The following is a 14618-nucleotide window of genomic DNA, read 5'->3' as shown; positions in this document are numbered from 1 at the left end:
AGCAAAATAAAAACAGATAAGTAATGTCAAAAGTTACAGGTAAAGTTGCGCAAATAGTAGGCCCGGTTATCGATGTTGAATTCGGTGCTGGCGCTGAACTTCCAAAAATTTACGATTCATTAGAAATTAAAAGACCTGACGGTTCTATTTTAGTATTAGAAGTACAATCTCACATTGGTGAAGATACAGTTCGTACTATTGCTATGGACTCGTCAGATGGTTTATCTAGAGGAACAGAAGTAGTTGCTACTGGTGCGCCTATTCAAATGCCAATTGGTGAAGATGTTTATGGACGTTTATTTAATGTAATTGGAGATGCCATTGATGGTATTGGTGATTTACCTAAAGCTGGAGACGCTGGTTTGCCAATTCACAGAGATGCACCAAAATTTGAAGACTTATCAACGTCTACAGAAGTTTTATTTACAGGTATTAAAGTAATTGATTTAATTGAGCCCTATGCAAAAGGTGGTAAAATTGGATTATTTGGTGGTGCTGGTGTAGGTAAAACAGTATTGATTCAGGAGTTAATTAATAATATTGCAAAAGGTCACGGTGGTTTATCGGTATTTGCTGGTGTAGGTGAAAGAACGCGTGAAGGAAATGACCTTTTGAGAGAAATGTTAGAATCAGGAATTATCCGTTATGGCGATGATTTCATGCATTCTATGGAAGAAGGTGGATGGGATTTATCTAAAGTTGATAAATCTAAAATGAAAGAATCTAAAGCAACGTTTGTATTCGGACAAATGAACGAACCTCCTGGAGCGCGTGCGCGTGTTGCCTTATCTGGTTTAACGATTGCAGAATATTTCCGTGATGGTGCTGGCGAAGGTCAAGGAAAAGATGTATTATTCTTCGTAGATAATATTTTCCGTTTTACACAAGCTGGTTCAGAGGTGTCTGCACTATTAGGTCGTATGCCTTCTGCCGTAGGTTACCAACCAACATTAGCAACCGAAATGGGTGCTATGCAAGAGCGTATTACCTCAACTAAAAGAGGTTCTATTACATCGGTACAAGCGGTTTACGTACCTGCGGATGATTTAACAGATCCTGCTCCTGCAACAACATTTGCCCACTTAGACGCAACAACAGTATTGTCTCGTAAAATTGCCGAGTTAGGTATATATCCAGCGGTAGATCCATTAGATTCTACTTCAAGAATTTTGGCTGCAGATATTTTAGGTAATGAACATTACGATTGTGCAACTCGTGTTAAAGAGTTGTTACAACGCTATAAAGAACTACAGGATATTATTGCCATTCTTGGTATGGAAGAATTATCAGAAGAAGATAAAATGGCTGTAAACCGTGCAAGACGTGTACAACGTTTCTTATCACAACCTTTCCACGTAGCAGAACAATTTACAGGTATCCCTGGTGTGTTAGTTGATATTAAAGAGACTATCAAAGGATTTAACATGATTATGGATGGTGAATTAGATCACTTACCAGAAGCAGCGTTTAACCTTAAAGGTACTATTGAAGAAGCTATTGAAGCTGGAGAGAAAATGTTAGCCGAAGCGTAAAACTAGTAGGCAGTTTTCAGTTACAGTTTGCATTTATGCTCTGAATACCGAATACTGAATACCAAATACTGAATGACTATGTATTTAGAAATTGTATCACCAGAATTAACTTTATTTAGCGGAGAAGTAACTAGTATAGCCGTTCCTGGTGTTAATGGTGAATTCCAAATGTTAAAAGATCACGCTCCTATTGTGTCTTTATTAAAAGCAGGTAACGTTAAGATATATGGTAACATTACTTTAGAAGAAGAGGTTCAAGACCAGTTTTCAAAAGGAGATGATAATGGTATTTGGTTAGCTATAAATTCAGGTACTTTAGAGATGAAAGACAATAAAGTTATTGTTTTAGCTGATTAAAATTTAGGTTAAAATACTATAAATGAAATAATTATAAGCCTCTCAAATATGAGAGGCTTATTTTTTTTACTTATATTTACTGCGTTATCAATATCCCAAATCTTGATTTCAATGAAAAAAACACTACTATCTCTATTTCTTATGTTGGCTGCTATGTCTTACTCCCAAGACAAATGGCAACAAATGATGTTCGATAAAGACGCAAATTTTTACGACATTAAAGCCGATTTTGAGCGCTACTACAGCAATATAGTATCCAATTCAAGAGAACTTCCAAAAGGTAAAGGTATCAAGCAGTTTAAACGCTGGGAATATTATTGGGAAAGTCGCGTTGATGAGAATGGAAACTTTCCTAATAATGGGTATTTACTTGAAGAAATCAACCGTTACAGAGATTATCATTCAAATAATCAAAGATATACCACTGGTTCAGGTAACTGGGAAATTGTTGGGCCAGTAAGTCTGCCTAATAATGGTACTGGACAACTAAATGGTAATGGTCGAATAAATTGTATTGCTTTTCACCCAACAGATGCGAATACCATTTATGTTGGGGCTCCATCAGGTGGTTTTTGGAAAACAACTGATGGCGGGAACACTTGGATAGACCATTTAAATGGCCTAGTTCGTCTTGGCATATCGAGCATCGTAATTAATCCATCCAACCCTGATATTATTTATATTGGAACAGGTGATCGAGATGGTGGTGATGCACCAGGTTATGGTGTTTGGCGTAGTACCGATGGTGGAGTTACTTGGGCTTCTAGAAATTCAGGAATGGGTAATCGTACGGTTTATGAGATTATTATGGATCCTTCAGACTCAAATATTATGGTAGCTTCTACTTCCGGCAATCGTATTTATAAAACAACTAATGGAGGTGCTAGTTGGAGTGCAACATCAATTGGTCAAAATGCCAAAGACATTGCTTATCATCCAACAAACTCAAATATAGTATATGCTTCTGGCACATTATTTCATAAATCAACTGATGGAGGTAGTTCATTTACACAAATAACCAGTGGTGTCCCTAGTTCAGTTCAACGAATTGCATTAGCAGTCTCTGTAGATGAACCTGATTGGGTTTATCTTTTAGCAGGTGATGGTAACGGATTAGTGGGAGTTTACCGTTCAACTGATAGTGGAACTTCATTTTCAACGAGATCAACAACGCCTAATATTTTAGGATGGAATACAGATGGATCAGGTACTGGAAGTCAAGCATGGTATGATTTGGTTATCGCTGCAGATCCTACGGATGCCAATACTATTTATACTGGAGGAGTTAACTTATGGAGATCGACTGATGGAGGTGCAAATATGAGTTGTGTATCCTATTGGGTTGGAGCAAGTGGATCAATTGATGGAGTGCACGCCGACCAACACGCATTGGAATTTTCCCCACATGATAATAATCTTTTTAATGGTAATGATGGAGGCGTTTATTATTCTGCTAATAATGGCACAAATTGGACCGATATTAGTAGTGGTTTAGCAATTGCCCAAATTTATAAAATCGGTGTATCTCAAACAGCCGCTGAATTAGTAATAAATGGTTATCAAGATAACGGTACAGCAATAAGCCGTAGCGATACTTTTATCACCGAAATTGGTGGAGATGGCATGGAGTGTATTATTGATCCCACTGATGAGAATTACATGTATGGTGCACTATATTATGGTGATATTAGAAGATCTACTAATAACGGTAGCAGTTTTTCTGCAATAACGACAGGTATTACAGAAACTGGTGGCTGGGTTACTCCTTATAAGTTAGATCCAAATAATGCGAATAGGATGTTTGCAGGGTATGATAATATTTGGAGAAATGATGCTGTAAAAACTGGAACAACTTGGACGCAAATTTCAAGTTTTGGAGGCACAAGCAATATTCGTGATTTGGCAATTGCTCCCTCGAATAGTGATGTTATTTATGTTTCTCGTTACGATAATAGCTTTCGCAGAACAAATAATGCAACCAGTGGCTCTCCAACTTGGACAAATTTAACAGGTAATTTACCCGTTGCCAACGAACCTATTGATATTGAAATAGACCCTAATGACCCAACTCATTTGTTTATTGCATTAAACAATAATATTTACGAATCTAATGATAGTGGAAATAGTTGGTCTGATATTTCAGGAACTCTTCCAAACATATCGCTAAACAGCATCATTATAGATGAAACAAGCCCTGTTGACGGTATGTATGTAGGTATGGATGTAGGAATTTATTATAAGGACAGTAGTTTATCTGATTGGGTATCCTATTCAAATGGTTTTCCTAATTTAGAGGTTACTGAATTAGAAATTCATTATGGAACTGATTGTAAAGGTAAAATCTATGCAGCAACCTATGGTCAAGGATTATGGATTAGTGATTTAAAAGATCCAGGTAACGTGGCTCCAATAGCCTGTTTTGAAGCTAGTACTACTGATGGCTGTGTTGGCAATGAGTTTACATTAACAGATAATTCAGATTATAGTCCAACCTCATGGTCCTGGACAATAACTCCTAACACATTTTCATATATAAACAGTACTACAGCTACATCACAAAATCCTGAAGTTACGTTTAATAATGCAGGAGCATATACAATAGCATTGACCGTAACAAACGCATATGGTTCGGATACTGAAACTAAAACTGCCTATATTACTATTTCCAATGGAACGTTGGCGTCTAGTTTTGATGAAGATTTTGAAAGCGAAACTCTTTGTGCTACTACTAATAACTGTGGGTCGACCGTTTGTGGACTTACAGGGCTTTGGACAAATTTAACCAATGGTTCTGATGATGATATTGATTGGCGTATAGATGAAGGAGGCACACCATCAGCCGATACTGGTCCATCAGTAGATTACAATCCTGGTTCCAGTAGTGGAAATTATGCTTATTTAGAAGCTTCAGGTGGTTGTACAAATAATACTGCAATATTAGAAAGTGATTGTATAATTATTGATCAAGCGTATAATTTCACTGTCGGTTATCATATGTATGGGACTGACGTTGGTAGCTTACACATTGATTTATTCAATGATGGTTCTTGGCAAGAGGATATTGTAACTGCAATTTCTGGTAATCAAGGTAATTCTTGGAGTGATTTACTAGTTGACCTTTCAGCTTATGTTGGAAAAACTATAAAAATAAGAGTACGAGGTATTACAGGAAATGGGTGGAGTAGTGATATTGCTATAGATGACATTAAGTTTACAGCATTAGGATGTTCAGTCACAGTTTGGGATGGTAGTTCTTGGAGTAGTGGAGCACCTTCGTTAAGCAAAAGTGTTACTATTAACGGAAATTATGACACTAGCATGCATGGTAGCTTTGAATGTTGTACTTTATTAGTTAATGCGGGTAGAGAAGTTATAATTAATGATTCAGATTATATCTCTATTGATAATAACCTCACAAACAATGGGACTCTAACTATTGAAAATAACGGTTCTCTTATTCAAGTAGATGATAATGCCGTGAATGTTGGCACAATAAATTTTAAACGAACAGCGTCGATAAGACAATTAGACTATGTTTATTGGTCGTCGCCTATTCAAGGATTTGATGTAGCCAATATATCAACAAACACACCAACTGGATTAATTTATAAATGGGATCCTATTGTTGCCAATGCTAATGGAGGTCAAGGTAATTGGATCAATACACCCTCTGAACTAATGGTATCTGGCAAAGGGTATATTGTACGTGGACCAAGCAATTACAACAGCACCCCTCAAGATTTTACTGCAGAATTTCAAAATGGAAAACCAAATAATGGTTTAATAACTGTCCCTATTTCTCGTGGGAGTCATACTGGTGCAGATTATTCAGGAAATAACGCAGTAACTATTACAAGATTTGATGATAATTGGAATTTGGTTGGTAATCCATACCCTTCAGCAATAAATACGCTTGATTTTTTAAACTTAAATAGTTCAATAATTGAAGGAGCTATAAGAATATGGACACATGGTACATTACCAAGCTCTTCAAACGCAGACTCCTTTTATGGTAATTTTGCTACTAGTTATTCTCCATCTGATTACATAGTTCATAATGGTACTGGGACAGTAAGTGGTCCAAATGGATTTAATGGTCTTATTGCTGGAGGACAAGGGTTTATGGTACTTATGAACGATGGTTCTACCTTAACAGATAATCTCACTTTCAATAATTCGCTTCGTGATAAATCCTATGCTAATAATCAATTTTATAGGTCTTCACAAAATGAAGAACTTGACAGATTGTGGTTAAATTTATCCAATGAAGAAGGTGCTTCAGAAAGAACACTTATTGCTTATCTAAATGAAGCTACTGATTTTAAAGACAGACTTTATGATGCAGTAACCAGAGTAGATGATGGTTCTCAAAAAATTTATTCATTCATTGAAGCTGATAAAATGGCTATTCAAGCTTTTGGATTACCATTCTCTGTTGATGATATCATTCCAATTGGCATTAATATTCCTGTTAATGGGAATTATTACATTTCAATCCATGATGTAGAGGGTCTCTTTACGGAACACGATGTTTATTTACAAGACCTTTTACAAAATACATTTAATAATATTTCTGAAGCGCCCTACATTTTCTATTCTGAATCTGGTGAAATTAATAATCGCTTCGTATTGAGATTCAACGATGCTGCTCTTTCAACCGAAGATATCGAAGTTTTTTCAAACGGTATTACCATAAGCGGAAAAGATAAAATTCATATCCAATCTGTTAAAGAAAATCTGAATCAAGTTGTTGTTTACGATGTGTTAGGAAGAAGGATAACCGATACTAATAATATAAACAATCAATCATTTGAAATAGATTCCATCAAAAAATCTAATGCTATATTATTACTCAAAATTACCTTGAGTAATGAAAAAACGATTTATAAAAAGATTATATTCTAAATAAAAACCCTTCAAGAATAAAACTTGAAGGGTTGTTGTTAAACTGTTTGCGCCTTTAATATTCCTTGCACGCGTTGGGCAAAAAACACTAAATACAAGAAACATAATGCTGCTACCCAATACGAAGGGTGAATTCCAATAATATCTGCAAGTTTTCCTTGTATTGGCGGAATAATAGCACCTCCCAAAATCATCATAATTAAAAAGGATGACCCTTGTGAGGTATATTTTCCTAAGCCTTGAATACTCAAAGCGAAAATGCAAGGCCACATTATTGAGCAAAATAAACCACCACTAATAAAAGCAAATAACGCTAACTGTCCGGTTGTAAATAACCCTATTAAAACAGAAATCGTTCCAAGTAGTCCAAATATTTTTAACGTTAATGCAGGTTTTTCTTTCCCTAAAAAAAAGCCACCTATTTGTATAGCAATACAAAAAGCAAACAAAAATAAACTACTAACATCAAATCCAGATATATAGTTTACAAATAACACCACACCAAATGCTACATAAGGAACTATAATGTACAGCCACGTTTTCCATTTATCTGCAGGATTGAATACAGCAATAGCACCTGCCCAACGCCCTATCATGAGTCCGCCCCAATACAATGAGATTAGTGGTGCTATTTGCGAATCACTCATAGCAGGCATACCCAAAGCATTATAGTCTATACCATTAATTGTTTCGGTTACATACTTTAATAATTCTCCTAAATTACTTTGTATAGTCACTTCCACACCTACATAAGTGAATATAGCCAGCATGCCTAAAACCAATTGCGGATAACGCATAGCACCCCAACCCTCTTGGTTCTTTTTGGCTAGCATATTTGATAATAGTAACACACCAACAACAACAATTAACCCAACTATTGATAATTTTAAGATAAAATCATTATCTGGTGTTCCTTTGTATTGATCAAAAATTAAATAAAAACAAACCGCCAAAAGAATTGTCATTATACTCAAGGCACCAACCGCTTTTGGTGCTTTAATAATTTCTGGATTGGCCTTAGCTTGTGGTAGTTTTTTCGAAAAATAAAACAATGCTGCTGCTGCTAAAAACAAGCCGCCTACAGCCAAATATAAATATTGAACAGTAGATAAGGTAATGGTTTGATTGGCTATCATTTCTTGTAATTCTGAACCGGACTTTGGTGTAGAACCGAATAAGATTAAAGCAATTACAATAGGTCCTATAGTCGTTCCAAAGGAGTTTACGCCTCCTGCCAAATTTAATCGATGTGCTCCTTTTTCTGGATCACCTAATGCAATGGCAAAAGGATTAGCAGCTGTTTGTTGTAACGAAAAACCTAAACCAACTATAAACAACGCTCCTAGTACATAATAAAATACATTAGAATCGCCTGGTTGTGCACCTTCTATGGCTGGAAACATAACTACTGCGCCTAAAGCACTTAATAATAGTCCATAAATAATACCGTTTTTATAACCCCAACTATTCATAATGTCTTTCCCCTTTGTGTTAGATATTACAAATAGAAAGAGTGCCCCAAAGTAATAGGCGCCATAAAAGGCAAAATCGACTAATTGTGATTGAAATTGATCAATCTCAAAATAGGTTTTACAAAATGGAATGAAAACACCATTTGATGCAGCAATAAAGCCCCAAAAGAAAAACACTGTAACCAAAGTATACAGTGCTTGTTTATAGTTTTTCTGTTCAGTCATTTTTTAGTTAGTTAATTTTGACTGTAAGATAGTATTTTTTGATTACTCTCTAATATACTTTTTTAATCACATTGGTTACAATACCCCAAATCACAAATTCGTTTTCTTCTGTTATTTTAATAGGATTATAATTGGCATTTTCAGGTTGTAACCAGACACCATCTTTTTCTACACGTAAGCGTTTTACGGTAAACTCGCCATCAAGAAAGCAAACAGCTATTTTATTGTGTTCAGGTTGTAAACTTCTATCTATGACCAATAAGTCGTTGTCATCCAGGCCTGCATCTATCATACTTTGTCCACTTACGCGCGCATAAAATGTAGCTAACCTATTCTTTACTAGCATATCGTCTAATGACAGGCGTTCTTCTTTAAAATCTTCAGCTGGCGACGGAAATCCTGCCGATATTCCTGTATCGACAAAAAGCGCTCCAGAATCATCTAAAAATTCTGGAATAAAAAAGGTTAATTTTTTGGATTCTTTTACTAGCATTTTACTTTAATTATATCGTTAATATTTGTTGTGTATCTTGGAGACAAACGCTCTTGGCGCATTTTCCATGTGCGTTCTAAATCTTGACTGCCTAATTTAATTTTATCGGCTCGATACTTTTTATTAATATGATCTATAGCAGACATGAGTGGTTTATGTTTAGGGTTTTCATATGCAAACATGTCTAACTGATAATTATCTTTAGGCACTATTCCTGCTACAATAACTCCTGCCCGCTTATACTTAATGCCTGGTTTAAAAATAGTTGTCACTGCCTTTACAGCTTCACTGCTTATTATTAATGATGAATCTGTAGGATATGGTAAACTTATATATCTACTTGCTCTATGTTGTTGTAAGTCTTTTTTATGTCTATCGCTACTCAAACTTACAATAATTACGTGGCAACTGGATTTTTGTTTGCGTAATTTTTCAGCACAACTTGTTGCAAAGGTTGACACACGTTCTTTTATATAATTTACATCATCATACGTGTAATCAAAACTTCTTGTAGTTGCAATGGCGCGTTTATTTTTAGGCTCGTCTAACAATATTTTAGCATTGCCTTCTAAATCTTTTTTCAATTTCCATTCAGTAATTGAAAATGTCTTGCGAACCCAATCATCTGACAATTGTGTGAAATCATAGGCTGTTTTACAACCTTTAGCTTTTAGTCGCTTGCCTAAACGGTAGCCTATTCCCCAAACAGCATCAATCTTTATCCATTTTAAGGCTTTTATACGACTTTCTTCAGAATCAATAACATATACCCCTTTGGTTTCATTAGGAAATTTTCGTGCAATTTTATTAGCTACTTTACTCAAGGCTTTAGTTGGTGCTATACCAACACAAACGGGAACACCTGTCCATTTTAGAATGCGCTTTCGAATTTGAATTCCGTAGTCATTAAAATCATAATTTTCAAAACCTTTAAACTGTAAAAACGCTTCGTCTATACTATATACCTCAACATCTGGCGTGTATTGTTTAAGTATTTCCATAACACGAGAACTCATATCGCCATACAGCGGATAATTAGAAGATAGAACCTGAATATTATTAGCTTTACAAAAACCATCCCACTTAAAAATAGGTGCGCCAAAAGGTAATTCAATAGCTTTGGCTTCATCACTCATTGAAATCACACAGCCATCATTATTGCTCAAAATAGCCACAGGTTTGCCTTGCAAATTAGGATTAAAAACCCGTTCACAAGAGGCATAAAAATTATTACAATCGACTAACGCATACATGTGCATAAAGATAAAACAAAACGGTTTTAAATGTTGTGTGATTATTTATATTTGTTTGAACAAACTTTTTCTTTAAGAAATGAAAACCTTCCCAAAACGACTTACCGAAAAACTTAAAAAACGTGAAGAAGAACATGCTTTGCGACAACTTAATAATCAAGATCAATTAGTAGATTTTTCATCAAATGACTACCTAGGGTTTTCAAAAAACGAAAACATTTTTAACGAAACACATGACTATTTAGTTGGCCATAATATCAAACATAATGGTGCAACTGGTTCGCGATTATTATCTGGTAATCACAATTTATACCATCTTGTAGAAACGGTTTTATGTGAATTTCATCAATCAGAAGCCGCATTAGTATTTAATTCTGGTTACGATGCAAATATTGGATTCTTTTCTTGTGTTCCACAGCGACACGATATCATACTTTACGACGAATATGTTCATGCCTCTATTAGAGATGGTATAAGTATGAGCCATGCCAATGCTTTCAAATTTGGACATAACGATTTAAGTGAATTGGATACATTATTAAAAAAGTATTCAGATTCCGTAATCGATTCCAGTATATCTATCTATGTAGTTACAGAATCTGTGTTTTCAATGGATGGCGACTCGCCTCATTTGGAGACTCTCGCACAACTTTGTACAAATTATCATGCCCACTTAATTATTGATGAAGCTCATGCAGTAGGTGTATTTGGTGATCAAGGGAAAGGGATTGTTCAAAAACTCGAGCTTGAACGCCAAGTATTTGCTAGGATTATAACCTTTGGTAAAGCTTTAGGTGCTCATGGCGCAGCTATTTTAGGTAGCAGTCAATTAAAATCTTATTTAATAAACTTTTCACGTAGTCTTATTTACACAACCGCTCTGCCTCCGCATGCTTTAGCAACTATTAATGCGTCATACCTTGAATTAATTAAAACAGATGCAACAAAAAAACTACATGAAAATATTAATCATTTTATAACTGAAGTCAAAAATCACGATTTAGAGACTTATTTTATTCCTAGTAATTCTGCTATTCATTGCGCTATAATTCCTGGTAACGAAACAATTAAACAAATCGCTCATGAAATTCGTGAAAAAGGATTTAACATAAAACCCATACTATCGCCTACGGTTCCTAATGGCCAAGAGCGCTTACGATTCTGCATTCATAGTTATAATTCTAAACAAGAAATCTCGGAAGTCTTAAAGGTGTTCGCTACTTTTGCACGTGTATGAGTGACATGTTTAAAACCATAGCAAGATTTCAATATTCTTCAGAAGCGCAAATTATAAAAGGTCGTTTAGAAGCCGAAGGTATTGAGGTGTTTCTACAAGATCATTTAACAATCGATACTGATCCGTTGGTTAGTAATGCTATTGGAGGTGTGAAACTAAAAGTTTTAACTCAAGATGTATTGAAAGCTAAACACATTTTAAATTCCATTAACCAATATTCATTGGATGATGATGGCAATCCGATTGTTTGTCCAGAATGTAAAAGTGATAAAATCGAACTATTTTCAACCATTAAAGATGCAAAGGCTTTTTTCGCCTTTATTTTCGGATTTGTATTTGGAACATTACCATTTCATACACGACATAATTATAAATGTGAAAATTGTAAGACCGAGTTTCCTATTAAATGAAAAAACTATTTATAACTGGTATATCAACTGATGTTGGCAAAACCATTGCTTCTGCAATAATTACTGAAGCTTTAGAAGCCGACTATTGGAAGCCCATTCAAGCTGGCGATTTAAATAACTGCGATACTAAAAAAGTACAAAGGCTAGTTTCTAATTCAAAATCAAAGTTCTTTGATAATAGCTTTGCTTTAAACACACCTATGAGTCCGCATGCTGCGGCTGAAATTGATGGATTGAAAATAAATTTATCAGATATAAGTGAACCAAAAACAAAAAACCATTTAGTTATTGAAGGTGCTGGCGGTTTATTAGTTCCTTTTAATAAGAAACAAACCATTTTTGATTTAATACAGCTTGATTATAAAGTGATTGTGGTTTCTAGACACTATTTAGGTAGTATTAATCATACGTTGTTAACGGTTAATCTGTTAAAAGAGAAAGGGTTTGATGTTTCAATAATCTACAGTGGTAATAAACATGAAACAACCGAAGATATCATTCAAAAAATGACTGGAGTAAAAGTCATAGGACGTATAGCTGAAGAACCTTATTTTGATAAAAATGTGGTTAAGGAATATGCCAATCAATTTAAAGTTGAATTAGAAAAATTATAGTTGTCATCGTCACCCTGAACTAGTTTCAGGGTCACACAAAATAATGAAAACAAGTTATGTTTACATATTAACTAATAAATATAGAACAACTTTCTATATTGGTGTAACGGCTAATTTACATAAAAGACTAGAAGAACATTATGATGATACTGCTTCAAAATTCACCAAAAAATATAAAACTAAAGACCTTATTTATTTTGAAACATTTTCTGATATTGAACAAGCTATAGCTAGAGAAAAACAACTTAAGAACTGGCATAAAGAATGGAAGTTGAATTTAGTAAAAACAATTAATCCTACTTTAAAAACATTAGATTACTAACATAAATGAGATGATGAATTTATTCCTGTATCTCACAAACAGATGAGATTCCGAAACAAGTTCGGAATGACGACAGTATAACTATGAGCTTACAAGAACGCGATAAAAAACACCTTTGGCACCCTTTAAAGCAGCATCAGTTACAGCCTGAAAGCATTGCCATTGTAAAAGCCAAAGGCTGCATATTAACAGATGAAAATGGTAATGAATACATTGATGCCATTTCATCTTGGTACACCTGTATGTATGGGCATTGCAACGATTATATTATTGAAAAAACTTATGCTCAAATGCAACAGCTAGACCAAATTATGTTTAGCGATTTTACACATGAGTCAGCTGTTAAATTATCGGAAGAACTCATTAAAATTCTTCCAAAGGGTCAAAATAAAATTTTCTTTAACGACAATGGTTCTACAGCAGTTGAAGCTGGTATAAAAATGGCTTTACAGTATTACTTTAATAAGGGCGAAAAACGGTCAACTTTTATTGCTTTTGAAAACGGTTTTCATGGCGATACCTTTGGAGCCATGAGTGTGTCTGGCTTATCGGTTTACAATGGTCCTTTTGAAGATTTCTTAATTGATGTCATACGTATTCCTACACCCAATGGAGAAAATCACGAGATAATTTTAAACAAACTTAAAGAGATAACTACTAATCATCAAGTAGCTGCATTTATTTACGAACCCTTACTACAAGGTGCGGCAGGTATGACCATTCATGATACCAATGGTTTAAACGACATTTTAAAATTCTTTAAAGAGCAAAACATTCTGACTATTGCCGACGAAGTCATGACTGGATTTGGTAAAACTGGAAAGAATTTTGCTTCAGATTATATTGAGACCAAACCGGATATTATGTGTTTAAGTAAAGCCTTGACTGCTGGATTAATTCCAATGGCTATAACATCATGTACGCAAGATATTTACGATGCCTTTTTAAGTGATAACATGGCTAAAGGTTTTTTTCATTGCCATACCTATTCGGGAAATCCTATAGCCTGTGCCACTGCACTTGCAGGAATAGAACTGTTACAATCTGAAGCTATTCAAAATAATATTAAGGAAATAATTAAGTCACATCGTGCTTTTAATAACACAATCAAGTCGCATCCAAAAGTAAAATCTACAAGACAACTAGGTGTTGTTTATGCGCTAGACCTTGACACTAAAATGGAGCGATATGGTAGTTTACGCGATAAACTATTAAAGTTTTTTATGGAACGTGGTGTCTTTTTAAGACCTTTAGGAAATACTATATACATTCAAGTGCCTTATGTAATTTCAAAGACTGAATTGGAAAAAGTTTATTCTGTAATTATAGAAGCTTTAGATTCCCTCTAAAGATTTATCTAATAAATTGATTTCTTCTTGTGTCTCTTTTATAATGACATAAAGTTCATCATAACTCCAGTCGCCATCATATTTATCGCCTTTTAATACAATAATGCCTTTTCCTTTCTCACCTTTAATTGGAATCTTTAAATCCGCATGTCCTGTATTATTCTTTAAGGAAATATCGCCTTTAAACATTCCGTCTGACTGAATATCTTCACCAAGCAAAGCAACCACTTCTGTGTTATTATTTGCCAATTCAATAGCATATGTATATGGTGTGCTGTTTTTTAAAGCTTTACTAACTCCAAAAATAGCTGCACCAACTCCAAACACAAATAGTAAAATTACAGTTAAACAGCCTCCTACTGGAATGACCCATGGCCAATTTCTTGCGAACCAACTCTTTTGTTTTACTGTTTCCATATTTCTTGGCTTTATTAAATATAAGTATTTAG

The 14618-nt window shown here is 34.7% G+C and carries 12 protein-coding genes; 8 read left to right on the top strand and 4 right to left on the bottom strand.

The genetic code is table 11. The annotated features are described in order from the left end of the window. Positions 1–23 precede the first annotated feature (23 nt). The 3 genes from atpD to HGK31_RS03970 all read left to right on the top strand — a co-directional run bounded on the left by atpD (position 24) and on the right by HGK31_RS03970 (position 6794). Complete coding sequence (atpD, locus tag HGK31_RS03980; RefSeq protein ID WP_191858576.1) at positions 24–1532, top strand: F0F1 ATP synthase subunit beta; 1509 nt, start codon at positions 24–26, stop codon at positions 1530–1532. 78 nt (positions 1533–1610) lie between these two features. Next, positions 1611–1889, top strand: coding sequence for a F0F1 ATP synthase subunit epsilon (locus tag HGK31_RS03975; protein ID WP_104735841.1), 279 nt, complete (start codon positions 1611–1613; stop codon positions 1887–1889). A 111-nt stretch (positions 1890–2000) separates the two neighbouring features. Then, positions 2001–6794, top strand: a complete 4794-nt coding sequence (locus HGK31_RS03970; protein ID WP_191858575.1) for a VPS10 domain-containing protein — start codon at positions 2001–2003, stop codon at positions 6792–6794. A gap of 38 nt (positions 6795–6832) precedes the next feature. Here the strand turns inward: HGK31_RS03970 and HGK31_RS03965 are convergent, their stop codons facing one another. From HGK31_RS03965 to HGK31_RS03955, 3 genes are read right to left on the bottom strand one after another with little or no spacing between them, the layout of a single operon-like run. After that, positions 6833–8491, bottom strand: coding sequence for an MFS transporter (locus tag HGK31_RS03965; RefSeq protein WP_191858574.1), 1659 nt, complete (start codon positions 8489–8491; stop codon positions 6833–6835). Between the two features lie 49 nt (positions 8492–8540). Continuing rightward, positions 8541–8984, bottom strand: coding sequence for a LexA family protein (locus HGK31_RS03960; RefSeq protein WP_191858573.1), 444 nt, complete (start codon positions 8982–8984; stop codon positions 8541–8543). Continuing rightward, complete coding sequence (locus HGK31_RS03955; RefSeq protein ID WP_191858572.1) at positions 8978–10237, bottom strand: Y-family DNA polymerase; 1260 nt, start codon at positions 10235–10237, stop codon at positions 8978–8980. Before HGK31_RS03955 ends, HGK31_RS03960 begins: the two co-directional genes overlap by 7 nt. Before the next feature lie 79 nt (positions 10238–10316). Here HGK31_RS03955 and HGK31_RS03950 point away from each other — a divergent pair, with 79 nt between their 5' ends. The 5 genes from HGK31_RS03950 to bioA all read left to right on the top strand — a co-directional run bounded on the left by HGK31_RS03950 (position 10317) and on the right by bioA (position 14169). Continuing rightward, on the top strand, positions 10317–11474 hold the full coding sequence (locus tag HGK31_RS03950) for an aminotransferase class I/II-fold pyridoxal phosphate-dependent enzyme (RefSeq protein ID WP_191858571.1): 1158 nt from the start codon (positions 10317–10319) through the stop codon (positions 11472–11474). Next, complete coding sequence (locus tag HGK31_RS03945; protein ID WP_191858570.1) at positions 11471–11884, top strand: putative signal transducing protein; 414 nt, start codon at positions 11471–11473, stop codon at positions 11882–11884. Before HGK31_RS03950 ends, HGK31_RS03945 begins: the two co-directional genes overlap by 4 nt. Beyond that, the gene (bioD, locus tag HGK31_RS03940; protein WP_191858569.1) at positions 11881–12498 is read left to right on the top strand and encodes a dethiobiotin synthase; all 618 of its coding nucleotides are present in this window, start codon (positions 11881–11883) and stop codon (positions 12496–12498) included. The genes HGK31_RS03945 and bioD overlap by 4 nt, the downstream gene beginning before the upstream one ends. Before the next feature lie 43 nt (positions 12499–12541). Next, the gene (locus tag HGK31_RS03935; protein WP_191858568.1) at positions 12542–12820 is read left to right on the top strand and encodes a GIY-YIG nuclease family protein; all 279 of its coding nucleotides are present in this window, start codon (positions 12542–12544) and stop codon (positions 12818–12820) included. A gap of 83 nt (positions 12821–12903) precedes the next feature. Next, the gene (gene bioA, locus HGK31_RS03930; protein ID WP_191858567.1) at positions 12904–14169 is read left to right on the top strand and encodes an adenosylmethionine--8-amino-7-oxononanoate transaminase; all 1266 of its coding nucleotides are present in this window, start codon (positions 12904–12906) and stop codon (positions 14167–14169) included. Here bioA and HGK31_RS03925 read toward each other — a convergent pair. After that, the gene (locus tag HGK31_RS03925; RefSeq protein ID WP_191858566.1) at positions 14155–14586 is read right to left on the bottom strand and encodes a cytochrome c oxidase assembly factor Coa1 family protein; all 432 of its coding nucleotides are present in this window, start codon (positions 14584–14586) and stop codon (positions 14155–14157) included. The genes bioA and HGK31_RS03925 overlap by 15 nt on opposite strands. Positions 14587–14618 lie beyond the last annotated feature (32 nt).

Origin of the sequence: Hanstruepera ponticola (assembly GCF_012931685.1) — a bacterium.
In the GTDB taxonomy this organism is placed as follows: domain Bacteria; phylum Bacteroidota; class Bacteroidia; order Flavobacteriales; family Flavobacteriaceae; genus Hanstruepera; species Hanstruepera ponticola.
This window is presented reverse-complemented; position numbering and strand designations above follow the sequence as displayed.